The sequence below is a fragment of the Solwaraspora sp. WMMD1047 genome (assembly GCF_029626155.1).
In the GTDB taxonomy this organism is placed as follows: Bacteria; Actinomycetota; Actinomycetes; order Mycobacteriales; family Micromonosporaceae; genus WMMD1047.
The window spans coordinates 7,959,094-7,984,439 of record NZ_JARUBL010000001.1 but is presented as its reverse complement, the minus strand read 5'-3'; the positions used below and the strand labels follow the sequence as shown (position 1 = coordinate 7,984,439).

The 25,346-nt window shown below is 72.1% G+C and carries 20 protein-coding genes and 1 pseudogene; 11 read left to right on the top strand and 10 right to left on the bottom strand.

Annotation, left to right across the window (positions count from 1 at the left end; translation table 11 throughout):
* The first annotated feature begins 91 nt into the window (after window positions 1–91).
* The 7 genes from murJ to O7627_RS36330 all read left to right on the top strand — a co-directional run bounded on the left by murJ (window position 92) and on the right by O7627_RS36330 (window position 8,691).
* Complete coding sequence (murJ, locus tag O7627_RS36360; protein WP_278097968.1) at window positions 92–1,873, top strand: murein biosynthesis integral membrane protein MurJ; 1,782 nt, start codon at window positions 92–94, stop codon at window positions 1,871–1,873.
* A 333-nt stretch (window positions 1,874–2,206) separates the two neighbouring features.
* A complete protein-coding gene (locus O7627_RS36355; RefSeq protein ID WP_278097967.1) occupies window positions 2,207–3,781 on the top strand; it encodes a protein kinase family protein in 1,575 nt (524 codons plus the stop codon).
* A 46-nt stretch (window positions 3,782–3,827) separates the two neighbouring features.
* On the top strand, window positions 3,828–4,595 hold the full coding sequence (gene sigM, locus O7627_RS36350) for an RNA polymerase sigma factor SigM (protein WP_278097966.1): 768 nt from the start codon (window positions 3,828–3,830) through the stop codon (window positions 4,593–4,595).
* Entirely contained in the window at window positions 4,592–5,746 is a 1,155-nt protein-coding gene (locus O7627_RS36345) for a hypothetical protein (protein ID WP_278097965.1), read from the top strand. Before sigM ends, O7627_RS36345 begins: the two co-directional genes overlap by 4 nt.
* 168 nt (window positions 5,747–5,914) lie before the next feature.
* Complete coding sequence (gene trxB, locus O7627_RS36340) at window positions 5,915–6,886, top strand: thioredoxin-disulfide reductase (protein ID WP_278097964.1); 972 nt, start codon at window positions 5,915–5,917, stop codon at window positions 6,884–6,886.
* A 25-nt stretch (window positions 6,887–6,911) separates the two neighbouring features.
* Window positions 6,912–7,235: a thioredoxin gene (gene trxA / locus O7627_RS36335; RefSeq protein WP_278097963.1), complete on the top strand. Its 324-nt coding sequence runs from the start codon at window positions 6,912–6,914 to the stop codon at window positions 7,233–7,235.
* A gap of 289 nt (window positions 7,236–7,524) precedes the next feature.
* Entirely contained in the window at window positions 7,525–8,691 is a 1,167-nt protein-coding gene (locus O7627_RS36330) for an N-acetylmuramoyl-L-alanine amidase (RefSeq protein ID WP_278097962.1), read from the top strand.
* 23 nt (window positions 8,692–8,714) lie between these two features.
* Here the strand turns inward: O7627_RS36330 and O7627_RS36325 are convergent, their stop codons facing one another.
* Window positions 8,715–9,374 carry a GNAT family N-acetyltransferase gene (locus O7627_RS36325; protein ID WP_278097961.1) on the bottom strand — a complete coding sequence of 220 codons (660 nt, stop codon included), beginning with the start codon at window positions 9,372–9,374 and terminating at the stop codon, window positions 8,715–8,717.
* A 353-nt stretch (window positions 9,375–9,727) separates the two neighbouring features.
* Here O7627_RS36325 and O7627_RS36320 point away from each other — a divergent pair, with 353 nt between their 5' ends.
* The gene (locus O7627_RS36320; protein ID WP_278097960.1) at window positions 9,728–11,044 is read left to right on the top strand and encodes a PLP-dependent aminotransferase family protein; all 1,317 of its coding nucleotides are present in this window, start codon (window positions 9,728–9,730) and stop codon (window positions 11,042–11,044) included.
* 8 nt (window positions 11,045–11,052) lie between these two features.
* On the top strand, window positions 11,053–12,078 hold the full coding sequence (locus O7627_RS36315; RefSeq protein WP_278097959.1) for a D-alanine--D-alanine ligase: 1,026 nt from the start codon (window positions 11,053–11,055) through the stop codon (window positions 12,076–12,078).
* Window positions 12,079–12,091: 13 nt separating this feature from the next.
* Here O7627_RS36315 and O7627_RS36310 read toward each other — a convergent pair whose 3' ends face one another.
* The 9 genes and pseudogenes from O7627_RS36310 to rpmH all read right to left on the bottom strand — a co-directional run bounded on the left by O7627_RS36310 (window position 12,092) and on the right by rpmH (window position 20,772).
* Complete coding sequence (locus O7627_RS36310) at window positions 12,092–13,180, bottom strand: hypothetical protein (protein WP_278098553.1); 1,089 nt, start codon at window positions 13,178–13,180, stop codon at window positions 12,092–12,094.
* 998 nt (window positions 13,181–14,178) lie between these two features.
* Window positions 14,179–15,213 (bottom strand): ParB/RepB/Spo0J family partition protein, encoded by a 1,035-nt coding sequence (locus O7627_RS36305; RefSeq protein ID WP_278097958.1) that lies wholly within the window; start codon window positions 15,211–15,213, stop codon window positions 14,179–14,181.
* Window positions 15,214–15,240: 27 nt separating this feature from the next.
* A complete protein-coding gene (locus tag O7627_RS36300) occupies window positions 15,241–16,221 on the bottom strand; it encodes a ParA family protein (RefSeq protein WP_278097957.1) in 981 nt (326 codons plus the stop codon).
* A gap of 745 nt (window positions 16,222–16,966) precedes the next feature.
* Entirely contained in the window at window positions 16,967–17,797 is an 831-nt protein-coding gene (gene rsmG, locus O7627_RS36295; RefSeq protein ID WP_278097956.1) for a 16S rRNA (guanine(527)-N(7))-methyltransferase RsmG, read from the bottom strand.
* 27 nt (window positions 17,798–17,824) lie between these two features.
* Window positions 17,825–18,289 (bottom strand): annotated as a pseudogene (locus O7627_RS36290) (R3H domain-containing nucleic acid-binding protein); the annotation flags it as partial.
* A 516-nt stretch (window positions 18,290–18,805) separates the two neighbouring features.
* On the bottom strand, window positions 18,806–19,873 hold the full coding sequence (gene yidC, locus O7627_RS36285) for a membrane protein insertase YidC (RefSeq protein ID WP_278097955.1): 1,068 nt from the start codon (window positions 19,871–19,873) through the stop codon (window positions 18,806–18,808).
* Window positions 19,870–20,115, bottom strand: a complete 246-nt coding sequence (gene yidD, locus O7627_RS36280; protein ID WP_278097954.1) for a membrane protein insertion efficiency factor YidD — start codon at window positions 20,113–20,115, stop codon at window positions 19,870–19,872. Before yidD ends, yidC begins: the two co-directional genes overlap by 4 nt.
* Window positions 20,116–20,159: 44 nt before the next feature.
* The gene (rnpA, locus tag O7627_RS36275) at window positions 20,160–20,606 is read right to left on the bottom strand and encodes a ribonuclease P protein component (protein WP_278097953.1); all 447 of its coding nucleotides are present in this window, start codon (window positions 20,604–20,606) and stop codon (window positions 20,160–20,162) included.
* Window positions 20,607–20,634: 28 nt separating this feature from the next.
* On the bottom strand, window positions 20,635–20,772 hold the full coding sequence (rpmH, locus tag O7627_RS36270) for a 50S ribosomal protein L34 (protein WP_046563087.1): 138 nt from the start codon (window positions 20,770–20,772) through the stop codon (window positions 20,635–20,637).
* Window positions 20,773–21,430: 658 nt separating this feature from the next.
* On the opposite strand from rpmH, the gene dnaA reads away from it, so the two are divergent.
* Together dnaA and dnaN are read left to right on the top strand one after the other, a co-directional pair.
* Entirely contained in the window at window positions 21,431–23,452 is a 2,022-nt protein-coding gene (gene dnaA, locus O7627_RS36265) for a chromosomal replication initiator protein DnaA (protein ID WP_278097952.1), read from the top strand.
* A 653-nt stretch (window positions 23,453–24,105) separates the two neighbouring features.
* Window positions 24,106–25,239, top strand: a complete 1,134-nt coding sequence (gene dnaN, locus O7627_RS36260; RefSeq protein WP_278097951.1) for a DNA polymerase III subunit beta — start codon at window positions 24,106–24,108, stop codon at window positions 25,237–25,239.
* Window positions 25,240–25,346 lie beyond the last annotated feature (107 nt).

The window sequence follows — 25,346 nt, the reverse complement described above, 5'->3', positions numbered from 1 at the left end:
CGATGCGGCCGCGCCGGGCGTACCGGTTTACTTAAGCTCGGGTGGCGGTGCCGACGGACGGTCCTGTCGCCGTACCCCTTGGGAGGCTGTGATGGGTGGCGGGCTGTACCGCAGCGCGAACGCCGCCGACGGCGCTCCGCCCCCGCCCGACGGCGTCCCGGTGATCTCCACCGACCCGCGGGCCCCGGTCGGGTTCGCGAACGACCCGCACAACCCGGCGGCGATGCGCGCCACCGAGCCGCCGATCGATCAGGCGGCCGAGGCCGGTCCGGTGACCGGCAGCACCGCGACGAACAGCGCGGTGATGGCGGTCGGCAGCCTGATCAGCCGCGGCACCGGCTTCCTGCGGACGCTGGTGCTCACCGCCGCGTTGGGCACCACCATCGGCAACGCGTACACCACCGCGCAGATCTTCCCGGGGATGGTCTACGAGTTCCTGCTCGGCGGCATCCTGACCAGCGTCCTGGTGCCGGTCCTGGTCCGTCGCCGCAAGGCCGACCCGGACCAGGGGCAGGCGTACACCCAGCGGCTGCTCACCCTCGCGGTGCTCACCCTCGGCGCCGCGACGGTGCTCGCGGTCGCCGCCGCCCCGCTGCTGACGATGATCTACGCCGGCGGCGAGGCGCCGGAGTTCCGGGAGGTGGTCGAGGATCTCTCCCGGCTGATGCTCCCGATGATCTTCTTCACCGGGTTCTCGGCGCTGGTGAGCGCGGTGTTGAACACCCGCGGTCACTTCGCCGCGCCGATGTGGGCACCGATCCTGAACAACCTTGTGCAGATCGCCACCTTCGGCCTGTACGCGCTGGTCTACGGCGCCCGGCTGATCCAGCCCGGCGAGATGACCACCGACCGAATCGCGCTGCTTGGCGGCGGCACCCTGCTGGGGATGATGGTGCAGGCCGCCGGCCTGCTCCCGGCGCTGCGCAAGGTCGGGTTCCGGTGGCGGTTCCGGTTCGACTTCCGGGCGCTGGGGCTGGCCGAGTTGGGCCGGCTCGGCGCCTGGATGTTCTGCTACGTGGCCGTCAGCCAACTCGGCCTGGTGGTGGTCTTCAACCTGCTCAACCGGGCCGGCCGGGAGGACGCGGCGGGTCCGCTGATCTACAACAACGTGTTCCTGCTGCTGATGATGGCGCACGGGATCATCGCGGTTTCGATCATCACCGCGCTGATGCCCCAGATGAGCGCCGCGGCGGCCGACGGCCGGTTCGGGGACATGGCGGCCGACCTGTCCCGGGGGACCCGGACGGTCACCGCGGTGCTGGCCCCGATCGCGGTCTGTTACGCGGTGCTCGCCACGCCGCTCTCGGTGATCCTGTTCCGGTACGGGGCGTTCCGGGCGGAGGACGCGACCGCCACCGCCCCGGTGCTGCTGGTCTCGGCGTTGGCGCTGATCCCGTTCGCGATCAGCCAGCTCTTCACGTTCGCGTTCTACGCGCTGCCGGACACCCGTACCCCGGCTTTGATCAACATTCCGGTGGTGGCGCTGCGGGTGGCCGTCCAGGTGGGGCTCTTCGCCGCGTTCAGTGTCTCCTTCACGGCCTCCGGCCTGATGATCGGTAACGCGGTCTCCTACGTCGCCGCGGCCGTGGTCTCGGCCTGGCTGCTGCGCGGGCGGATCGGCCGGCTCGGGCTGGGCCGGATCTTCCGGTCGTTCGGCAAGGTGCTGGCAGCCGCGCTCGGCTCGGCGCTGGTCGGGCTGCTGGTGGTGACGGTGGTGCCCGATGACGTGCTGCCCGGCAACCTCGGGTCGCTGCTCCAGTTGCTGGTCGGTGGCGTCGCGATCGGCGGTAGCTACCTCGGCCTGGCGATGCTGCTGAGGATCGACGAGATCACCGAGGTGGTGGCCATGATCCGCCGCCGGCTGGGTCGCTGACGCCCTGGGGATACACTGTGGATAACTCGGTTACCGCGCGCTCAGACGAAGCTCACGGGCTGTGGATAACGGGTGGCCACCGGCGGGCATGAACCCGGTCCGGCGGGGAAGTACGACGGGGCGCGGCCAGCCCGCGACACTTAGCCCAACCAATGGATCGCCCGCTGGATACGGTACTAATGCCAATGAAATTTGCTCTATGCGGACATATGGCATTAGTTCCGACAGGGTGTTCCCGGACGGCGGTGATACGACGTTCGGGGTACGAGCCGAACCCAGGTAAGGTCGCTCTCGGACGATTCCATCGGTCGACAGATCATCGAGGGAGGACGGGTGACCCAGGTCGGCGAAGGTCAGGGCGCGGACGCCGCAGCGCCGCCCGTGATGACCTTCGGTGCCCCCGCCGTCGGTGAGATCCTGGCCGAGCGGTACGAGCTGGCCGAACACATCAACGACGACAGCGCCGGCCGGCAGGTCTGGCGGGGTGTCGACGTCGTGCTGCGCCGCCCCGTCGCCGTGGTGCTGCGCTACCCCGGTGGCGACTCGGCGGTGGAGATGCTGCAGGCCGCCGTCGCGGCGAGCCGGGTCATCCACCCCAACCTGGTCGGCGTCTACGACGCCATCGACGAGGAGGACCGGGCGTACGTCGTCCGCGAGTGGGTCGACGGGCGCTCCCTGCGCGAACTGGTCGCCGAGGCGGGGCCGCTGGACCCGGCCCGGGCCACCACCGTCGCGCACGCCATCGCCGGCGCGGTCGCCGCCATCCACGCGACCGGGATGGTGCACGGCAACGTGCACCCGGGCACCGCGATGGTTGGCGACGACGGCCGCGTGGTGCTCGCCGACGCCCGCACCGATGGCGCCGACACCCCGGAGACCGACGTCCGCGCCATCGGCGGCCTGCTCTACTTCGCGATGACCGGGCACTGGCCGCACAGCGAGGTCGCCCTCCCCGGCGGCAGCGGCCGGCGGGGCCGCTCGACCCTGCCGGACGCCGTCCGGGACGCCGCCGGAGCCATCGCCGCCCCCCGCCAGGTCCGCGCCGGAGTGCCGGCCTACCTCGACGACCTGACCATGGACCTGCTGGACAAGCAGCTCGCCGTCCCCACCTCCGACGTGCTCGCCGCCGAACTCGGCCGGCTCGACGTCTCCGAGGACGAGCAGTACCTCGACACCGGCGGCCCGCTCCGCTTCACCATGACCGACGAGCCCGGCCGCGACCTCCCGCCGACCGGCGGCCGCAAGGTCATCGTCGGCGTGGTCGGCATGCTCACGGTGGCCCTGGTCGGCCTCGTCTTCGGCATCAGCGCGCTGGCCAACAACGAACCCACCGACCAGGCCGCGCCGGTGCCGTCGCCACCGGCCGCCAGCAGCACGCCCGACGCCGGTGACGACGACGCGGTCACCACCACCCCGCCGCAGAAGGTCACCCTCGGCCCCGACCAGGTACGCGTCATCGACCCGGACGGTGACCGCACCGAGCTGGACGACGTCGCCAAGGCGGTGGACAACGACCCGAACGAGGGCTGGGTGACCGACAGCTACCGGGGGCGCTCCAACTTCGGCAACACCAAGGAAGGCATGGGCATCCTGATCGACCTCAAGGAGCCCCGCGAGGTGACCTCGGTGCAGGTCGAACTCTCCACCCCGGGCGCCACCGCCCAGCTGCTCTCCGGCACCGCCGACCACCCGTCGACCAGCTCCGGCGACCGCGCACTGGTCAACGCGTACAAGAAGTCCCCGATCGGCGAGCCGTTCGAGAAGCACCCCGGTTCGACGATGACGTTCGCCGCCTTCGAGCCCGACCAGACCTACCGGTACCTGTTGATCTGGATCACCGACCTGCCACCGGGCGACCCCGGCAGGTTCAAGATCGGCGTACAGGAGATCACGGTTCAGGCCCGGTGACGCTACGCTCCACCCACCGCAACGACCGCTCGGCTATCGTGCGGCCATGACCGGTTCGGCGGATCGACTGGCCGGGCTCGACGACCGGGAGCTGCTCCGGGCGCACGTGGACGGGGACACCGACGCCTTCGCCGAGATCCTGCGTCGGCACCGCGACCGCCTCTGGGCGGTGGCCCTGCGTACCCTCGGCGACCGCGAGGAGGCGGCCGACGCGCTGCAGGACGCCCTGCTCTCCGCGCACCGGGCCGCACCCCGATTCCGGGGCGACTCCGCCGTCACCACCTGGCTGCACCGGATCGTGGTCAACGCCTGCCTCGACCGGATCCGCCGCCGACAGGCGCACCCGACCGTACCGCTGCCGGACGGCAACCGGTCCGAGGACGCCGGCACCGGCGGCGTCGAGCCCGCTGCGCCCGCCCCCGACCTCGACACGGCCCTGGTGGTCCGGCAGGCGCTCGCCGCCCTCCCCGTCGAACAACGGGTCGCGATCATCCTGGTCGACGTGCAGGGCTACCCGGTCGCCGAGGTGGCCAGGATGCTCGACGTCGCCGAAGGCACCGTGAAGAGCCGGTGCGCCCGGGGCCGGGCCCGACTCGCCGGCGTCCTCGGCCACCTCCGACCCGCCCGCGCGGTGCCGGCGCCGGCCGGCAAGCCGTCCGCCGGCGGCGCGCCGGCCAGCAGGGCGGCCGGCAAGCCCCCGGCCGGCGCGGTGCCCGACGTGCGAACCGTCACGGCCGGGAACCCCGCGGCCGGCGACGGCGTCCGATCAGGGACAAATCATTCCGGGCTCGATCGCAACCAGGAGGACCGGTGACCGGGGGTCAGTTCCGGGAGGTCGATCCCGACCTGCTGGCCGACTACGTCGGCGGCGCCCTGACGGGCACCCCGGCGGAGGCCACCGTCGACCGGCTGATCGCCGAGGACCCGAGCTGGGAACGGGCGTACGCCGAGCTGGTCCACGCCACCGACGCGGTCCGGGTCGACCTCGCCGGCTGGGCAGCCGTCCCGGAGCCGATGCCGGCCGACATCGCCGACCGGTTGACCGCCGCCCTGCGAGCCGAGATCGGACCCACCGCCGGCCTCGCCACCTCGGCCCCGACCAGGCTGGGCACCCAGCCCGCCGCCAGCACAGACACCGAAGACACGGCCGGCCTGGGCACCGCCCGCACGGGCGCCGCAGACAGGGGCAACATGGGCGCTGCGGACACGGCCGTCCGCACGGGCGTCGGCGGCGCTGATGACGTGGCCGAGGGCGGTGTGGCGGCTCCGGATCGGGGTGTCCGGCCGGGGCGGCGGCCGGCTTCCGGCGTACCCGAGCAGAGCCGGCCCGGGGGGGCGCGCAACCGCGGCGCGGCGCGGAACCGGCGACGGTGGTCGCGCCTGGCCGGGCCGGTGGCGGTGGCCGCCGCGGTGGCCGCCTTCGCCGGGTTCGGGGTGAGCCGGCTGATGATCCCGGACGCCCGCGACGGCGGCTCGGTCACCTCGCAGAGCGACTCGGGACCGGAGTCCGCCTCCGACGCGGGCGCCGCCGAGGTGCCCCGCACGCTCGTCGAGCCGTCCCCGCAACTGCTGCTCAGCTCGGGGACCGACTACACCGCGCCCGGCCTGGCGGCGGCGGCCAAGGGCATGGAGCAGCGCACCGGCGGCAACCCGCCGAGCCGGGCCGCCGCCCCCGACGCGGGGACCGACAACGAGCAGTACAGCGCCACCGACCGGTCACCGGCCGAACTGGCCCGGCTGACCGACCGCGCGGCGCTCTCCGGCTGCCTCGACGCGGTCGCCGAGGCGCACGCCCGCGGCCCGCTCACCGTCGAGGTGGTGGACTACGCCACCTTCGAGGGAACGCCGGCCCTGATCCTCCGGTTCGTCGACGCCACCGGAGTGCGGTGGGCGATGGCCGCCGGCCCGGCCTGTGGACTGCCCGGGTCCGGCGCCGACACCCGCTACCGCACCCAGGTAGGGTGAATCGACGGTCGCCCGCGGTTGACCGACCGCGTGACGTGACCCACCGGGACGACCGGCTCGGGAATTGCCCTTAATACGATGGCGTTCAGCCCAGCAGGTGCCGGCGACGGCACCCGACCGCTACCGGGCACCGCCCCGGTCGCGCCAGACAGACTTCGGGAGACGGCAGTGGACGAGGTCCGCAACCTGATCATCATCGGCTCGGGGCCGGCCGGTTACACGGCGGCCGTGTACGCCGCCCGCGCCAGCCTGAACCCCCTCATCATCGAGGGTGTGCAGTCGGGCGGCGCCCTGATGACCACGACCGAGGTGGAGAACTTCCCGGGCTTCCCGGACGGCATCCTCGGCCCGGAGCTGATGGACTCGATGCGCAAGCAGGCCGAACGGTTCGGCGCCGAGTTCATCACCGACGACGTGACCCGCGTCGAGCTGGCCGACACCGGCACGCCGAGCACCGGCACCCCGGGCAGCGGTCCGGTCAGCACGGTGTACGTCGGCGAGACCGCGTACCGCGCCCGGGCCGTCATCCTGGCCACCGGCTCCGCCTGGCGCCCGTTGGGCGTCCCCGGCGAACAGGAGTACCTCGGCCACGGGGTCTCCTCCTGCGCCACCTGTGACGGCTTCTTCTTCCGCAACCAGCACCTGGTGGTGGTCGGCGGCGGCGACTCGGCGATGGAGGAGGCGACCTTCCTGACCAAGTTCGCGGAGTCCGTCACCATCGTGCACCGGCGGGAGGAGTTCCGGGCCAGCAAGATCATGGCGGAGCGCGCCCTGGCCAACGACAAGATCCGGGTCGAGTGGAACAGCGTCGTCGAGGAGATCCTCGGCGCCGACGGCAAGGTCTCCGGCGTCCGGCTGCGCAACGTCCGCAGTGGCGAGTCGAAGGTGCTCGACGTCAGCGGCGTCTTCGTGGCGATCGGCCACGACCCGCGCAGCGAGCTCTTCGCCGGCCAGGTCGAGCTGGACGAGAACGGCTACGTGAAGGTGACCGCGCCCACCACCCACACCAGCGTGCCGGGCGTCTTCGCAGCCGGTGACCTGGTCGATCACACGTATCGTCAGGCGATCACCGCGGCCGGCACCGGTTGCGCCGCGGCGCTGGACGCGGAACGGTTCATCGCAACCACCCTGGAAGTCTGAACGCGTGCCCGGAGGAGGGTCTTTCGTGGGAACAACCGAGGCGGTCACCGACGCGAGCTTCGTCAGTGACGTCCTGCAGTCCGACAAGCCGGTACTTGTGGATTTCTGGGCCGAGTGGTGCACGCCGTGCCGCAAGGTCGAGCCGCTGCTGGAGGAGATCTCCCGTGAGATGGGGGACAAGGTCCGGATCGTCAAGCTGAACATCGACGAGAACCCGGAGACCGCCCGGACCTACCGGGTCATGTCGGTGCCCACGCTCACGGTCTTCAAGGGTGGCGAGCCGGTGCAGTCGGTGGCCGGCGCCCGGCCAAAGAGCGACCTGGTGAAACTCATCGAATCGGCGCTCTGAGCCGATCCTCCGTCCGCCCGTCCGCCCGCCCGCCGACCCGTCGGCCGGCGGGCGTCGCGGTCTTTTCGGGGTGTTTTGACGGTCCGGGGACGGGGAACTGCCGGTTGTCGGCGCGCCGTCGGCATACCGTCAACCCGGGGCGGCGCGCGGCGCACCACGGTAGGCTGCGGAAGCGTTTCACCCGAGGGTTGGAGTCCGGCATCCCGTTGTTCGCGGCTCGCTCGCGGCGGGCGGCTCGCCCGCGGTGGTGGGTGAGCCCCGGCGAAGGCGCCACAGAGGGAGGTCGTCCGTGCGTCCGATCCGACAAGGTGACCGTGGGCCGGCGGTGACCGAGATCCGGGGACTGCTTGTCGAACTGCTGCTGCTCGATCCGCCCGGATCCGCCGGCGGCGACGAGTTCGACGCCGACGTGGACCGGGCGGTCCGGGCCTTCCAGCAGGATCGCGGTCTGAGCGTCGACGGCCTGGTCGGTCCGGAGACCTGGCGAGCCCTGGACGCCGCCCGCTGGCGGCTCGGCGCCCGCAACCTCTATCACGCCGTCCCCGACCCGCTGATCGGCGAGGACGTCCGGCTGCTGCAGGAACGCCTGCTGGAGATGGGGTACGACGTGGGCCGCGCGGACGGCATCTACGGCCCCCGGACCGCCCGCGCGGTCGCCCAGTTCCAGCGCGAGGTGGGGCTGGCGCCCGACGGCACCTGCGGCCCGCAGACGATGAACGCGCTGCGCCGGCTGGGCCGCAAGGTGGTCGGCGGCCGGCCGCAGTGGCTCCGCGAGGCGGACGCGTTCCGGCACTCCGGGCCGAACCTGATGGGCAAGATCATCGTGATCGACCCCGGCCACGACGCCACCGATCCCGGCTTCGTGGTGCCCGACGGCCCGCTGCGGTGGACCGAGGCCGAGTTGGCGTACGACCTGGCCACCCGGCTCGAAGGCCGGCTCGCGGCGGCCGGGATGCGGGTCCACCTGACCCGCGGCCCGGCACCGGCCGACCCGCTGCCGGACAACCGGCGCGCCGAGCTGGCCAACGAACTCGGCGCCGACCTGCTCATCTCGTTGCACGTCGACGGGCACGCCAACCCGGCGGCGAACGGGGTGGCCAGCTACCACTACGGCACCAACAACGGCGTCACCTCGACGGTGGGGGAGCGGCTCGCCGGCCTGGTCCAGCGGGAGATCGTCGCCCGGACCGGGCTGCTCGACTGCCAGACCCACGCCAAGACCTGGGAGTTGCTGCGACTGACCAGGATGCCGGCGGTCCGGGTCGACGTCGGCTACCTCACCTCGCCGACGGACCGGGCCCGGCTGGTCGACCCGCGGTTCCGCGACCAGGTGGTGGAGGCGATCGTGGCGGCCGTACAGCGGATGTACTTCCCGATCGAGCAGGACGTGCCGACCGGATCGATCGACGTCCGCGAGCTGCGGGCGGTGGTGGCCGCCGCCGCGGGCCGGCGCTGATCGCGGCGTTGCCGAGCTGGCGGTCAGCCGGTGGTGGTTCGGGTGGCCGGGCGGACCGGGCGGAGCAGGGACTCCGGGCTCATCGAGCCGAGCAGCTTCTCCAGGGCGTACTCGACGTCGGACTTCCAGGACAGTGCGGTCCGCAGCTCCAGCCGCAACCGGGGATAACGGGGATGCTGCCGAACGGTCTTGAAGCCGACCGAGAGGAAGAAGTCGGCGGGCGCCACACAGCCGCCCGCCCGGTCGTCGGTCTCGCCGAACCGGGCGTCGCCGAACGCCTCGATGGCCTTGATGCCGCGCTTGGTGAGATCCCGGGCCACGCCCTGCACCAACATCCGGCCCAGACCGCCGCCGGCGAAGGCGGCCACGATGTGCGCGGTGGTCAGCAGCGCCGCGTCGGCGGAGACCGGAGAGGTGGGGAACGCCATCGCCCGGGGCAGGTAGGCCGGCGGGGCGTACATCACGAAACCGGCGGGCATGCCGTCGACGTAGGCGAGCTTGCCGCAGGAGCCCCACTCCAGCAGGGTCTGCGAGACCCACGCCTCCTTCTCCAGGCCGGGATCGCCGGCCGCGCACGCGCGGTCGGCGGCGACCGGGTCGAGTTCCCAGTAGACGCAGGCGCGGCAGGGTCGCGGAAGGTCTTCGAGGGTGTCCAGCGTCAAGCTGACCAGACGTCGCGACATTGGCGCTTCCCCACCAATCAGGTTGAAAGGCTCTAAAACGCGCGTGCGGGAATGTTCCCGAGCATTCGGTGCACGCCGTCCGCTACCCAACCAGCGATCGTACGCCGCAACCGCGCGGCCGGGGAGTAGTCGCGCCAAGTCAACCGTCCGGCGGACAGACCACCAGCAGCGGAAGCCCTGGTGATCCGCGTCGGCGGTCCGCCATGTGGACCCCGGCAACCGCAGGTCACGCTCACCGGCGGGGACCGGATTACGATCGACCAGACGGCCGTCGCGTGGCAGAGTCAGCCGTCAGCGCGGCGTTGGCCACTCGAGCGGTCGGGCGCCCCCAGCGATGCGATCGAGGTGATGTCATGACCGGCACGACGCTCGACGACTATACCGATCGCTACGCCGCCCGGGTGCGTGGCATGACCGCCTCGGAGATCCGCGCACTCTTCGCCGTCGCCAGCCGGCCCGAGGTCGTCTCGCTGGCCGGCGGCGCCCCGTACATCGCCGCCCTGCCGCTGGACGCGGTGGGCGAGATGCTCGGCCGACTCGGCGCCGAACACGGCACCACCACCCTGCAGTACGGCATCGGTCAGGGCACCCTCGAACTCCGCGAGCGGATCTGCGAGGTGATGGCGCTCTCCGGCATCGACGTCGGATCCGGCGCCTCCCCGGAGGACGTGGTGGTCACGGTCGGCGGGCAGCAGGCTCTGGACCTGGTGGCGCGGCTCTTCCTCGACCCGGGTGACGTGGTCCTCGCCGAGGGCCCCACCTACGTCGGCGCGCTCGGCACCTTCCAGGCCGCCCAGGCGGACGTCGTCCACGTCCCGATGGACGCCGACGGGCTGATCCCGGCGGCGCTGGAAGCCGCCATCGCCGACGTGACCGCCTCCGGCCGCCGCCCGAAGTTCCTCTACACCATCCCGACCTTCCAGAACCCCGCCGGCGTGACCCTCACCGACGAGCGCCGCGACCAGGTCCTCGACATCTGCGAACGCGCCGGCCTGCTGGTGGTCGAGGACGACCCGTACGGGCAGCTCTCCTTCGACGGCGAGGCGCCGAAGCCGCTGCGCGCCCGCCGCCGGGAAGGCGTCTTCTACCTCAGCACCTTCTCCAAGACCTTCGCGCCCGGCCTGCGGGTCGGCTGGATCCTGGCGCCGCACGCGGTGCGGGACAAGCTGGTGATCGCCAGCGAGGCCCAGATCCTCTGCCCCAGCGCGTACGCGCAGGCCGCGGTCGCCACCTACCTGTCGACGATGCCGTGGCGGCAGCAGCTCAAGATCTATCGCGAGGTCTACCGGGAGCGGCGGGACGCGATGCTGACCGGGCTGGCCGACCTGATGCCGGCCGGCACCCACTGGACCAAACCCGGCGGCGGACTCTTCGTCTGGATGACCCTCCCCGAAGGGCTGGACTCCAAGGCGATGGTCCCCCGGGCCATCGCGGCCCGGGTCGCCTACGTCCCCGGCACCGGCTTCTACGCCGACGGCTCCGGCACCGAGTTCGTCCGGCTGAACTTCTCCTTCCCGGCGCCGGAACGGATCCGCGAGGGCATCCGGCGGCTGGCCGGGGTGATGGAGCAGGAGACCGCGATGCGGAAGGTGTTCGGCCCGATGGCCGGCCGGCCCCGGACCGGCCGCGGGCAGGCCGGGGCGGACGTGCCCGGACCCGACTTGGCATGATCTCCGGCATGGGTACGCTCGCCAACGCCGGACCGACACCCGCCGCCGGATCACCCGCGCCGGCCACCGAACCGACGGAGCTGCGGGTGCTGGTGCTCGCCGGCGGCCTGTCGTATGAACGGGACGTGTCGCTGAAGTCCGGCCGCCGGGTCCTCGACGCGCTGCGCTCGGTGGGCATCGAGGCGGACCTGCGGGACGCCGACGTGGCCCTGCTGCCGGCCCTGCAGTCCGACCCGCCGGACGCCGTCGTGATAGCCCTGCACGGCGGGACCGGCGAGGACGGGTCGCTGCGCGGCGTACTCGACCTCTGCGACGTGCAGTACGTCGGCTGCGACGCCCGCTCGTCCCGGCTCGCCTGGGACAAGCCCTCCGCCAAGGCGGTGCTGCGGGAGGCCGGCATCCCCACCCCGGACTGGGTGGCGTTGCCACACGACCGGTTCTCCGAGTTGGGCGCGGTCGCCGTGCTGGACCGGATCGCCGACCGACTCGGGCTGCCGCTGATGGTCAAGCCGGCGCAGGGCGGCTCCGGGCTCGGCGCGGCCGTGGTCCGGGACGCCGGCGCGCTGCCCGCGGCCATGGTGGGCTGCTTCGCGTACGACACCACGGCGCTTGTCGAGCGCTACGTCACCGGCATGGACGTCGCGGTCTCGGTCATCGACCTCGGCGACGGCCCCCGGGCACTGCCGGCGGTCGAGATCGTGCCCCGCGACGGGGTGTACGACTACGCGGCCCGCTACACCGCGGGTCTCACCACCTGGCACACCCCGGCCCGGCTCGACCCGGCGGCGGCGGGCCGGGTGGCCGAGACGGCACTCGCCGCGCACAACGCGCTCGGTCTTCGGGACCTCTCCCGGGTGGATCTCATCGTCGACGAGTCCGGGCAACCGCACGTGCTCGAGGTGAACGTCTCGCCGGGGATGACGGAGACGTCGCTGTTCCCGCTCGCCGTGCAGGCCGCCGGCCTGGAGTTCGGCGACGTGCTCCGGTCGCTGGTGTCCCGCGCCGCTGGTCGGCGGGAGATCGCCCCGGCCTGACCGGGCCGCGCGGCTACCGTGCCGTTCCTTGGCTGGTCGGCCGCCGGTCAGTCGCAGTGGGACCGCCGGACTCCGCTGGCGCCGCGAGGTCGTCGGTCCCACCGGTCACTCCGGCCGGCCCGCCGGCGATCGTCGGCTCCCCGGTCCCGGTGGCCGTCGCCCCCGCCGGGCCGGAATCGGTGATCCCGGCCGCGGGCGCCGGGCGGACCGCGCTGGTTGGGCTGTCCGCACTGACCGGCCCGGCCGGGTGCCGGGCGTTCTCGGCGCCGCCCTGGCCGTCGGTACCCTGCGCTCCGGTCGGGCGGGCGGTTTCCTTGCCGCCGTTCGAGTTGCCGGTCGACGCGGTCGCTTCCGCCCCGGCCCGCTCGGGGTGATCGGGCTCAGCACCCGCCGCTGCTTCGGGCGCGGCGGCCGCTACCCCTACCGACGTCACACCCGCGGCCGACGCCGCCGTGGATCCCGGCGCCTGGTTTGCGGCCGGAGTCTGGGCGAAGGTGGCCGCGGTTCCTGGATCGTCGGTGACCGCCGGCTGCTGCGCCTCGGCGCTCGCGGTGGATGCCGCCTCCGCTGCGGTCGCCTCCTCGGTCGCCGCGGCTGTTTCCTCGGCCACCGTCGCCGCCAGGGCGGCATCGTCGGCCTCGGCCGCCGCGAGGGCGGCGTCGGCCTCCGCAGCCGCCTTGGCCGCCGCCGCCTCTGCCGCCGCCGCTTCCGCCGCGGCGGTCGCCTGCTGAACCAGGCTCGACGGGGCCTGCCACTGGATCCGGGGTGGCTCGGCCAGCGGCCGGCCGCCGAACTCGGCCAGCCAGGCCGCGACGAGCGCCAGATTCTCCCGCCACTGCGATTCGGGGATCGGCGGCAGGATGTCGTCCCAGAGCGAGAGGAACGTGCCGCGAAGCTGCAGTCGACCGTACGGGCGGGCGAGGAACCACATGTGCAGGTGAGCCGAGCCGTCGCCCCACCGGTTCACATGCACCCGGGCGACACCGTCGAGGCTCCGGATGGCGCGTTCCAGCCGGACGGTCATGACGCCCAACTCGGCCGCGAGCAGGTTCGGCAGATCACCCAGATCCAGGTGCGACCGGGACTCCAGAATGAGCACCATCGGCAGTCCGGTCGGGCGGTCCATCGCCCGTACCCGCCAGCGCTCGCTGATCCAGATGTAGGCATCGTCCGGGGCGTTGCAGGAGACGCATTCGGCGGTGCCCTCCCCTTTCCGGGCGGGCTCGACCGCTACCGGCGGGTCGAGCGCCTTGACGCGAAACTCGCCTTCGAAGGGGAAGGAGGGCCACTTGGTGAAGTCTGGAACCGAGGGGGTGTGGGGCACGCCGCTGACCCTAACCCGAGTCGGGCTCGGCTGTCCCTCCCTGTTTCGGGCTGCCCCGAATACCTCGGCGCGGGTCCGTCGGAACCCATCGTCCGGTCGGGCCCGTCTCTCCGGTTCGGATGATGGAAACCGGCCCCCGACACTCCGGTCAGCCCCGATCACCGATAGTTGTCCACAGGCCGGCACCCGCATCTACGCGGTGTTTCACGTGAAACGGGGAGACCTGTGGACAACTCCTGTGGAAAACGCGGGACGGCCGACGTGACGCTGTCGCGCCACTGCGATGGGCCCATTCCCCGACCCGGTCTTCGGCACTTGCGCCTCCGGCGGCTGTAGGGCACGCAGCCGGACCGATCGACCTCGCGGCGTCTCCGAGTAGCCCGACGGCCCGACGGCCCCGCACACGTGCCCTCGGGCCGCTGGATGCTCCATCCGTCGACACCTCGGCCCCGTCGGCTCGGCCCCGTCGGCTCGGCCCCGTCGGCTCGGCCCCGTCGGCTCGGCCCCGTCGAGAGGCACGACGACGAATGCGCGTCTCGTGGTTCGGTCGCGTCCGCGGTACCCGGTTCGGGGCGATCGACCACGTCTTGGCCGACCGCCGTGGAGCCGGCCCCGCCCGAACCCCCGTCGAACCTCGGGCGGTCCGTTTCACGTGAAACACGGCGACGCCGGGTCGGGGTGAGCGGCTGGCGGACGGCGACGGAAAGGCCGCCGGCCGCGACCCCATCGGTGGTGGGATCGCGGCCGGGTGCCGGGCTGTCGTCGACGGTGGTAGCTCAGTCTGGGGCGTCCTGCCCCTCCATGCCGATGATCCCGACGATCCGCTCCAGGTCGTCGACGGTCGCGAATTCGATGGTGATCTTGCCCTTGCTGCGGCCAATGTCGACCTTGACCCGGGTATCGAACCGGTCGGAGAGCCGGCCGGCCAAATCGGCGAGCGCCGGCGAGTGCGGCTTGGCGCGTCGCTTCGCCGGCGCCGCCTTCGCCGGGCCATCCGCGATCGCGAGTGTCACCAGCTCCTCGGTCGCCCGTACCGAAAGTCCCTCGGCGACGATGCGGTGCGCCAGGTGCTCCTGGCCCGCCGGGTCGTCGAGGCCGAGCAGCGCCCGAGCGTGCCCGGCGCTCAGCACGCCGGCCGCGACCCGCCGCTGAACCTGCGCCGGCAGATTCAGCAGTCGGATGGTGTTGGAGATCTGCGGCCGGCTCCGGCCGATCCGCCGAGCCAGCTCCTCGTGGGTTGCGCCGAACTCCTCCAGCAACTGCTGGTAGGCGGCGGCCTCTTCCAGCGGGTTCAGGTTCGCCCGGTGGATGTTCTCCAGCAGCGCGTCCCGGAGCATCGCGTCGTCCCGGGTGTCCCGGACGATGGCCGGGATCGAGTCGCGACCGACGGCCTGCGCCGCCCGCCACCGGCGTTCACCCATCACGAGCTCGTACCGGTCGTCCGGCAACTGCCGCACCACGATCGGCTGCAGGAAGCCGACCTCCTGGATCGAGGTCTTCAGCTCCTCCAGCGCTTCCTCGTCGAAGACGGTCCGAGGCTGCTTCGCGTTCGGCACGATGGAGTCGACCGGAATCTCGGCGAACTGCGCCCCCGGTACCGGCGACAGCTCGACCGAGTCGGCGGCGGACGGCTGCGGTCGCTCCGGCGCCGCCGCCGGCGGCCTGGCCTCCGGCGTCCCCGGATCCGCCGGAACCACGTCCGGTGCGATTGGATCGGGCGCCGTCGCGACCCCGGAGGATGCCGGCACCGGCGCGGTCGGGATCAGCGCCCCGAGCCCACGACCCAGCCCGCCCCGTGGACGGTTCTTCATGCCACGCCTCCCAGCAGTGTTCCCGGCCTACGCATTCCGGCCGACAGGTTCCTTGACGCCGCGCTCCGCGATCTCCTGGGCCGCCTCGAAGTAGCTGGTGGCCCCGCGCGAACCGGGATCGTAGGTCATCACCGACTGCCCGTAGCTCGGGGCCTCCGAGACCCGCACGTTCCGGGGGATCACGGCCTGCAGAACCTTGTCGCCGAAGTGGTTCCGGACGTCCTGCTCGACGGCGTCCGCGAGGCGGGTCCGTCGGTCGTACATGGTCAGCAGAATCGTGGAGACGTCGAGCGTCGGGTTCAGGTGCTGGCGTACCAGGTTGATGTTGTTGATCAACTGGTTGAGCCCTTCCAGGGCGTAGTACTCGCACTGGATCGGGATCAGCACCTCCTGCGCGGCCACCAGAGCGTTCACGGTGAGCAGGCCGAGGGACGGCGGGCAGTCGATGAAAACGTAGTCGAACTGGCCCGGGTGTGCGGCGATGGCCCGCGCCAGGCGGGACTCCCGGGCCACCACCGAGACCAGCTCGATCTCGGCACCGGCGAGATCGATCGTCGCGGGCACGCACCAGAGGTTGGGGATGCCCTCGACGGCCTGGGCCACCTCGGCCAGTGGCACGTTGTCGATCAGGCAGTCGTAGACGTCGGGGATACCGGCGTGATGCGGCACGTTCAGGCCCGTCGAGGCGTTCCCCTGCGGATCGAGATCAACCACGAGTACGCGGTTGCCGTGCAGGGCGAGGGCGACGGCCAGGTTGACCGTCGTGGTGGTCTTGCCGACCCCACCCTTCTGATTCGCCACGCACATGATTCTCGGCCGGTCCGGCCGAGGCATGGTGACCTCACCACTCGGGTTCAGAATCTGCACGGCGCGCATTGCCTCCATAGCGAGTGGGGGATCGTCATCTTCGCGCGACGAGGTTTCACGTGAAACGTACGCGCCGGGATCGGCAGCCTCCGGCCCGGAAGTCGGCGGCTGCGGGTGCGGTTGCGGGGCCGGTTGGACCACCGGCCCGGCATGCGGCGTCGGGTCCGAATGCGCGGGCGGTACGGAGTGGATCGGTGCGACCGGGCGGGCCGGGGCCGAACCGGTCGCCGGGACACCGGGGCGCTCCTGGGGGTGGCCGGGTAGCGCCGGGTGGCGCTGCGGAGCCGGGACCGGTGGCCGGTAGTCCGGCGGTGGCGCATGCCGCGCCGGGTCGCCCGGTGCAGCACCGACCGCTTCGCTGGCGATCGGCCGCACCGACGGTTGCCGCTCCGGCGCGCCGATCGGAGGTACCCCGGCGGCCGGGTCCTCGGGGGCGTCCGGGACGGCGCGTGGGTACCGCCCGGGTGTGTCCGCTCGGCTTCCGCCGGAGGGCGGTGTCGCCCGCCGGGACGCCCGGGTGCGGCCACCGGCGGACCAGTCGTCGTACCCGGTTTCACGTGAAACGGCGGTCTCCCCGAACTGGTAGCCCCCGCCGGTCACGCCTGGATCGTCGTACCTGTCGTTGTCATGCACCGTGTCATCCCTGCCAGCTTCGGATGGGGTCGGCACCGCCAGCGCTCCTACCGGCGCTGTCCGGACGAAGCATGCGGTCCGCGTCGGCAACGGGGTGATGAGGGACCCACCGTCGCCCGGACCACACTATCGACGCGCGGCCAGCCTACGGCCGCTGGGCTTCTCAGGCCACGGCTGCCCGCAGGATGAGCCGCGCGTCGCGCAAGACGCGCCGGAATCGGCCCCCGATACTCGACCCGCCGGCCACGCCGGGTCAGCCCGCCGGCCTGCGGCGATCACTCCGACCGCTCCGACCGCCGCCGTTGCGGCCACCGTCGCCGCGGGCGGAACCGGCACGTCCCCCGGATCGGCGGGGCTTTCCGGTACGCCGACCCGTCCCGCCATCGCCGACCCGCTCCCGGGGAATCTCGACGACCGTCGTGGGTGGATCGAGGGTGCCGACCCCGCACCGCCGGACCGTCGGTGTTCCGCCGCCCAGCCGGTGGATCCGGTCCGCGTGCTCGGCCACCTCGTCGGCCGCGGTGGCCCCCTTGAGGGCGAGCAACCGGCCACCCAGGTCGACGAGCGGCAGGCACCAGCCCGCCAACCGGTCCAGCGGGGCGACCGCCCGGGCGGTGACGACATCGGCCGGACCGGGAGCCCCCGGCGTACCGGATCGGAGTTCCTCCGCCCGCGCCCGGATCACCTGGACCCGGTCGTCAAGCCCCAGCGCCGACACCACCTCGGCGAGGAAGACCGTTCGCCGGGCCAGCGGTTCGACAAGCCCGATAGAGAGGTCGGGGCGGGCGATCGCCAGCACGATCCCGGGCAGCCCGGCGCCGGAGCCGACATCCAGCACCCGCTCGTCGGGGCCGATCAGCTCGGCCATCGCGGCGCAGTTGAGCAGGTGCCGCTCCCAGAGCCGGGGAGCCTCCCGCGGCCCGATCAGCCCTCGTTCCACGCCGTCGGTGGCGAGCAGTTCGGCGTAGCGGGTGGCGATCGGCAACCGATCGCCGAAGAACAGCGCCGCCGCCGAAGTCAACGGCCCGGGAGGGCATTCGCCTCCCGGGCCGGACGCGGCGACGGCCGCGTCGTCGTACGTCATGAAGGATCGTCGTACGTCATCAAGCGGTCAGCCGACCGGTCGGACGATGATGCGGCGGTTGGGCTCGACGCCTTCCGACTCGCTCTCGACCCCGGCCATGGCGTTCACCACGTCGTGCACGCACTTGCGCTCGAACGCCGACATCGGGTCGAGCCGGACCGCCTCGCCGTGCTCCTTCACCTTCTCCACGGCGTTGCGGGCGACCGCGGCAAGCTCCTTGCGCCGGTTCGCCCGGTAGCCGCCCACGTCCAGCAGCAGCCGGCTGGGCGAACCGGTCTGCCGGAACACCGCTAGCCGGGTCAGCTCCTGCAGCGCCTCAAGGGTGGCGCCGCGCTGTCCCACGAGGGGCTGTAGCCGGCCACCGACCACCTCGACGACCGGCCGGCCGGCGGACACCAACTCGTCGATGTCGCCGTCGTAGTCGAGGATGTCGAGCAGCCCTTCGACATAGTCCGCGGCTATCTCGCTCTGCCGGAAGAGGTCCGTGTCGGAGGTCGGCGCCTTCTGGCCGTCCGAGCCAGCGGCACCCGCCGCCGGCTCCTCATCCTCGTCCTCGTCGTCGTCTTCCTCGTCGTCTTCCTCGTCCTCCTCGTCGTCTTCGTCTTCGTCCTCGTCGTCTTCGTCCTCGTCGCTGACGGCAGCCGAGGGGGCGGCGGCGGTGGGGACGGCGGTGTCCCGGGCTTCGACGTCGGCACCGGCTTCGACGTCGGCCGCGGTGCCGGCGTCGCTATCCGTACTGACCCGCGCCGCGACGGCGACCGGTTCGGTCTCGTCGTCGGTGGCCTGTTCGGCGCGCGGAATGCTGGTGTCGGTCACGGTCTCATCTCCGTACTCGCTCGGCCGGACCGTAACGGTCCGCTGGTTCCCCGTGGCCGGCGGGAGGTTGCCGGCGTACCACGGGCACGTCTCTTCGGGCAGTCTGGCCCGGCGGCGCGGCTGGGCGCGGCGAAATCCGGATCCGGTGCTGCGGAGCACCGGCGGCGCGGCGCCCGGCTCGGCCGGCTCGCGCTAGCCTCTCCGCTTCGCCGGACGTCCCTTCTTGGGGTTGACCGGCTTGGCGCCCGGCTTGGGGGCGAGGGCCTTGGTCTCGACGGCCGGCTTCGTCGGCTCCGGCTGCGCGCCGTTGGCCCGGGCCCGGTTGAACAGCCGTCCGGTCTTGGCCGGCTGCACCGGGCTGTTGGCGCCGCCCGACCTGCCGCCGGTGGCCGGCTTCGCCCCGGACTTGGCGCCCGAGCGCCCGCCGTCGGACTTACCGGTGTTCTTGCCGGTGTTCATGGTGGGGGGCGGGGGGTACTTGCGGAGTACCCACTGCTGCTGGCCGAGGGTGAAGAGGTTGTTGGTGACCCAGTAGATGATCACACCGATCGGGAAGATCGCACCGGAGATCAGCAGGGAGGCCGGGATGCCGTAGAGCATCAGGCGCTGGATCATCAGCTGCTGCGGGTCCTTGGCCCAGCCGGTCTTGAGGATCATCTGACGGCTGGTCAGGTAGGTGGTGGCGATCATGATGAGCACCAGGATGCCGGCCATGATCTTGACCGTGGTGCCGTTCGCGCCCAGGGCGGCGAGTTCCTCAGCGGTCGAGCCGAACTTGCTGGCGATCGGGGCGGTGAAGAGCTGGGCCGCGGAGGCGTCGTGGAACTGCTCGGCCGTCCAGCCGTACATGGTGATCTTGTCGTCGGTGCGCTCCGGGTTGAGCCGCCGGAGGATGTGGAACAGGCCGAGGAAGACCGGGATCTGCAGGAACATCGGAAGGCACCCCATCAGGGGGTTGACCTTCTCCTTCCGATAGAGCTCCATCATCTCCTTCTGGAGCGACTCCTTGTCCCCCTTGTGCTTCTCCTGGAGCTCCTTGATGTGCGGCTGCAGTGCCTGCATCGCGCGCTGCGACTTGATCTGCTTGACGAAGATCGGGAAGAGGATCACGCGTACGGTGACCACCAGGAAGATGATCGCCAGGATCCAGGCCCAGTTCGTGCCCAGCACCTCCGTCGACGGCACGCCGATGGCGTCCCACGCCGAGTGCCAGACCAGGAGGATCCACGAGATCGCCAAGTAGATCCAGTCGAGACTCAATTCGGGGCTCCAGTCACATCGGCATGACGGCGGCCGCCCGGCTCCGGCACCGGGTCATATCCACCGGGGTGGAAGGGGTGGCAGCGCAGCAGCCGCCGTACCGCAAGGTAGGTCCCGAGGAGCACGCCGCGCCGCGTGACGGCCTCCAGGGCGTACGCGCTGCACGACGGATAGAACCGACAGCGGGCCGGCAGTGCCGGGCTTATCCAACGACGGTACGCGACGATGGGTGCCACCAGCATGCGGGCACCTCGGTTGGCCGGCCGCCAGCCGCCGGGCGGGGCGTTCATCGGGACCGCCGGCCGGGCCGTCGGGGGGCACGGGCCGCGGCGATCGCCGCGTCGAGGTCGGCGCCGAGCCGGTCGTACGACGTGGTGGCCGAGTCGGGCAGGGCGCGTACCACGAGCGTGGCACCGGGCGGGAGCGCCGCCAGCCGGTCGCCGACCAGGTGCCGGAGTCGGCGGCGGACCCGGTTGCGGACCACCGCGCCGCCGACCGCCCGGGACACGACGAAGCCGGCGCGGGCGGGCGCGGAGGACTGCTCCACGCCGGCCTGCGCCGGCCCGTTCGCTGTTCTGGCCAGGGTCAGCTCGTCGGCACCGACCACGGTCGGCGGTGCCGACCGTGCGGTGTCCAGGTGGACCACGACGGATCCGCGTCCGGCTCGGCGACCACCTCGGACCGCCGCGGCGAACTCGGAGCCGCGCCGCAGTCGCTGCGCGGCCGCCAGCACGACTGCCTACATCCCCGGCCCGCCGGCCTCAGGCCGACAGGCGGGTGCGACCCTTGGCGCGCCGGGTGGCGATGATCGCGCGGCCGGCCCGGGTGCGCATGCGCAGCCGGAAGCCGTGGGTCTTCGCGCGCCGGCGGTTGTTCGGCTGGTAGGTGCGCTTGCTCACGTCAGGCTCTCCGTCTTCGTACGCCCCGGTCGAGTCCCGACGGGGTCGTGTGGTGGTCTGGCGTTGGTCACCTCGACGGGTGTCCCACTGCTGTGCCGCCGCCCGGGCACGCGCGAGCGAACCTGTGAGCAGCAAGCACCGACAACCCTAGCAGAGCAGGTCGCGACCCAGCCTGGCGGGAGTGGGAGCGGAGGTCGGTGAACATTACGCGCCACAACTCATGATCGTCAACAGTCCCTCCGTCCCCGGCGCGCCCACCCGGGCGGACCGGTTCAACGCGGGGGCGGGGCGGTTTTCACTGATGCCGACAGAGGCGCGGCGGGTCCGACGGTTGAAGGGGTGTGGACAACGCTGTTAGCGTGCCCGATTGCGGTCCGCGTCAGGGGGCGTTGTCGCGACCGCCGGAACCAGACCAGCTAGGCAACCGTTCGACCAGGTGGACCGGCCTGCCATGCGCGACCGGGCCGGGGCGGGTGCTCGCCGGATCCGACGGGGGGCGACAATCGGTCGATACACAGGTTGTGGATAACTTGTGGACGACAGTGCGGCCGGCCGCCGGGGCGCGTCTCATCGTGTCCGCTGGAGCGGGAGCAGGCCCGGCACGACGGTTGGTCCGACAGCCGCGACCGGGGAGCAGAGGCGAGGGGGTGGCGCGACGGTGGCCGACACGATCGACCTTGCCGCGGTGTGGACGGCGACGACCGATGAACTGGCGGACGAGATCATCTCGGCCCAGCAGCGCGCCTACCTGCGCCTGACCCAGTTGCGCGCCATCGTCGAGGACACCGCTCTGCTCGCCGTCCCGGACGCCTTCACCCGCGACGTCATCGAGTCCCGGCTGCGGCCGGCGATCACGGACGCGCTCTCCCGGCGACTGGGCCGGCCGATCCAGGTGGCCGTCACCGTACGCGCGTCGGCGGACGGCACCGGCCGGCCGATCGGCACCGTCTACGGCGGCCCGGTGAGCCCGGTTCCCCGGGATCACCTCGACGGCAACCAGCCCGGCGGCCACCCCGGCGGAGATCAGCACGATGGCCACCGGGGTGCCGACCAGCACGGCGGTTACCCCGGCGGGCCGGGCACCGCGACCCCGCCGACCTACGCCGGGCCGGCTTTCGGATCCGGCCTGGACGGGCCGCCGTCCCGCGGCCCCGAGCCCACCGCACCCGAACCCCGCTCACCCGAGCAGCGCAGTCACGAACCGCGCAGTCACGAGCAGCGCTCACCTGAACCGCGTCAGGAGACGTTGTTCCCGGCCGGCTACCCGCCGCCGCCCGCACCGGACGGCGGACGGGAGCAACCCGGTCAGCCGCCGCACCAGCAGGGTCCACCGCAGCACGCCCCGCCTCAGCAGGCGCTACCTCAGCAGGCCCGGCCCCCGCAGCAGCAGGAGCGGGACGAAACCCACCACCCCGGACCGGCGCGGTCCGCGCAGCAGCCGTCGACCGGCACCGGGTACGGCGTACCACACCGGCAGCCGGAGCCCCGGTACCGCGACACCGGGTTGGCCGGCCGCGACGAGCCGACCGGCGGTCGAGGCATCGGCCGCGACGGCGGCACCGACAGCGGGCCGGGGCGGGGCGGCATCCCCGCCGACCACCGCCGGGTGATCCACGACGACCGGCGGGCCGGCGGATCAGCCGAGAGCGGCGGCAACCGGCTCAACCCCAAGTACATGTTCGAGACCTTCGTCATCGGCTCGTCCAACCGGTTCGCCCACGCCGCGTCGGTGGCGGTCGCGGAGTCGCCGGCGAAGGCGTACAACCCGCTGTTCATCTATGGCAGTTCGGGGCTGGGCAAGACGCACCTGCTGCATGCCATCGGTCACTACGCCACGACGTTGGGCAACGCCCGGTCGGTGCGGTACGTCTCGACCGAGGAGTTCACGAACGACTTCATCAACTCCCTGCGCGACGACAAGACCAGCGCCTTCCAGCGCCGGTACCGGGACGTCGACATCCTCCTGATCGACGACATCCAGTTCCTGGAGAACCGGGAACGCACCCAGGAGGAGTTCTTCCACACCTTCAACACCCTGCACAACGCCAACAAGCAGATCGTGATCACCTCCGACCGGTCGCCGCGGCAGTTGGCCACTCTGGAGGACCGGATGCGAACCCGGTTCGAGTGGGGCCTGCTCGCCGACATCCAGCCGCCGGACCTGGAGACCCGGATCGCGATCCTGCAGAAGAAGGCCGCCCAGGAGCGGATGTACGCCCCGCCGGACGTGCTGGAGTTCATCGCGTCCCGGGTCTCCAACTCGATCCGGGAGCTGGAGGGTGCCCTGATCCGGGTCACCGCCTTCGCCAGCCTGACCCGCGCCACCGTCGAGCTGTCGCTCGCCGAGGAGGTGCTGCGGGACTTCATCCCGGACGGCTCCGGCCCCGAGATCAACGCCGACCAGATCATGGTGTCGACCGCCGACTACTTCGGCGTCAGCCTGGAGGACCTGCGCGGGCAGTCGCGGTCCCGGGTGCTCGTCAACGCCCGCCAGGTGGCGATGTACCTGTGCCGGGAGCTGACCGAACTCTCCCTGCCCCGGATCGGTCAGGCCTTCGGGGGCCGCGACCACACCACGGTCATGCACGCCGACCGCAAGATCCGGCAGCAGATGGCCGAGCGCCGGTCGCTCTACAACCAGATCGCCGAGCTGACGAACCGGATCAAGCAGAGCACCTGACCGGTTCGGCTCTTCCTGTTTTCCACCGCGTCCACAGGGCGTTGTCCACCGTCGTGGACAACCCCTGGTGTGCCCGTGCCCGGCTACCCACAACCTGTGGAAAACCGTTGGGGAAACCGCTGTGGACGAACACGTAGGGTGACCAGGTTGTCCACCGCTGTGGATGCCGTGTGCATGCCGTGTTGAAGGTTCTGGGGACAACTGCCGCCGCGGTCGGTCCGGTTGTCCCCACCGCTGGGGAGAAACCCGGGGGACAACCGGTGGATAACCGGTGGACGGCCGTGGACAACCCGTCCGACGGCCGGCACTGTGGACGGGCAGCGGGGTTTTTCCCGGGGCTTTCCACACCTACTGCACCTGTGCAAAGCTCGATGACCAGCGACAACGCCGGATCTCCACAGTTCGCACAGCACCGATGAAGACGATGAGTTATCTCTTCTAAGAGAACAAAAACCAATCATCACCGTTGGGCTTTCTGTGGATCTGCCAGCAGCCGGCCCGGACCCCGGTCCCGCGCACCCCGGGCACCGGGGTCGGGCGCACAGCCGATGGCCCAGCGCCCTAAGGTGCGATGCAGACCCGCACAGTCGGTGGGGTCGGCTGGTGACCCCGGGCATGAGACAGTTGTCGTCGACGTCGACGCGGAGGCATGCATGAAGTTCCGAGTGGAGCGCGACGCGCTGGCTGACGCCGTGGCGTGGACCGCGAAGAGCCTGCCCAGCCGGCCGTCGGTGCCGGTGCTCGCGGGAGTGATGCTGCGGGTCGGCGACGGCGGCCTGCACGTCTCCGGGTTCGACTACGAGGTGTCCAGCCAGGTCACCGTCGACGTACAGAGCGACGCCGACGGCGCGGCCCTGGTCTCCGGCCGACTGCTGGCCGAGATCACCAAGGCGCTGCCGGCCAAGCCGGTGGACATCGCCGCCGTCGGTGCCCACCTGGAGCTGGTCTGCGGCAGCGCGCGCTTCACCCTGCCGACGATGCCGGTCGAGGACTACCCGACGCTGCCCGAGATGCCGTCCAGCGCCGGCACCGTCGACGCGGGTGCCTTCGCCGCCGCCGTCGGGCAGGTGGCGATCGCCGCCGGCCGGGACGAGACGCTGCCGATGATGACCGGGGTCCGGATCGAGCTGAACGGCTCGACGATGGCGATGCTCGCCACCGACCGGTACCGGCTCGCCCTGCGCGAGCTGACCTGGCGCCCGGACGACCCGCAGGTGAGCGTGAACGCGCTGGTGCCGGCCCGGACCCTGCACGACACCGCCAAGACACTCGGCCCGCTCGGCGGGGACGTCCTGGTGGCGCTCGCCCAGGGCGCCGCCGGCGAGGGCATGATCGGCTTCGCGGCCGGCTCCCGCCGCACCACCAGCCGGCTGCTCGACGGCGCCAACTACCCGCCGGTCCGGTCACTCTTCCCGAGCAGCCACAACGCCGAGGCCCGGGTGGCGGTCTCCGCCCTGGCCGAGGTCGTCAAGCGGGTCTCGCTGGTGGCCGAGCGGACCACGCCGGTGCTGCTCAGCTTCAGCGCCGACGGGCTGGTGGTGGAGGCCGGCGGCACCGAGGAGGCGCGGGCCAGCGAGGCGATGGACGCCACCTTCACCGGTGAACCGCTGACCATCGGCTTCAACCCGCAGTACCTGCTCGACGGGCTGGCGGCACTGGGTTCGCAGACCGCGGTGCTCTCCTTCGTCGACGCCTTCAAGCCGGCGGTCATCTCCGCCGCCGGCGACGACGGCGAGATCATCGCCGGATACCGCTACCTGATCATGCCGATCCGGGTTACCCGCTGAGCCGTCCGGGCACTCGTCGGTAACGGGGACCCGATCAGTCAGGGTCCCGCCCCGCCGGCCGCGGCCGTCGCGACGGCGGCGGTTCAGCTGACGGGGACCGGAACGCA

Coding starts and splice junctions, on each gene's coding strand:
- murJ (WP_278097968.1), top strand. CDS start 92: ATGGGTGGCGGGCTGTACCGCAGCGCGAACGCCGCCGACGGCGCTCCG.
- O7627_RS36315 (WP_278097959.1), top strand. CDS start 11,053: ATGGGTACGCTCGCCAACGCCGGACCGACACCCGCCGCCGGATCACCC.
- O7627_RS36305 (WP_278097958.1), bottom strand. CDS start 15,213: ATGAAGAACCGTCCACGGGGCGGGCTGGGTCGTGGGCTCGGGGCGCTG.
- O7627_RS36325 (WP_278097961.1), bottom strand. CDS start 9,374: ATGTCGCGACGTCTGGTCAGCTTGACGCTGGACACCCTCGAAGACCTT.
- rsmG (WP_278097956.1), bottom strand. CDS start 17,797: ATGACGTACGACGACGCGGCCGTCGCCGCGTCCGGCCCGGGAGGCGAA.
- sigM (WP_278097966.1), top strand. CDS start 3,828: ATGACCGGTTCGGCGGATCGACTGGCCGGGCTCGACGACCGGGAGCTG.
- O7627_RS36310 (WP_278098553.1), bottom strand. CDS start 13,180: ATGGTGCTCATTCTGGAGTCCCGGTCGCACCTGGATCTGGGTGATCTG.
- O7627_RS36320 (WP_278097960.1), top strand. CDS start 9,728: ATGACCGGCACGACGCTCGACGACTATACCGATCGCTACGCCGCCCGG.
- yidD (WP_278097954.1), bottom strand. CDS start 20,115: ATGCTGGTGGCACCCATCGTCGCGTACCGTCGTTGGATAAGCCCGGCA.
- dnaN (WP_278097951.1), top strand. CDS start 24,106: ATGAAGTTCCGAGTGGAGCGCGACGCGCTGGCTGACGCCGTGGCGTGG.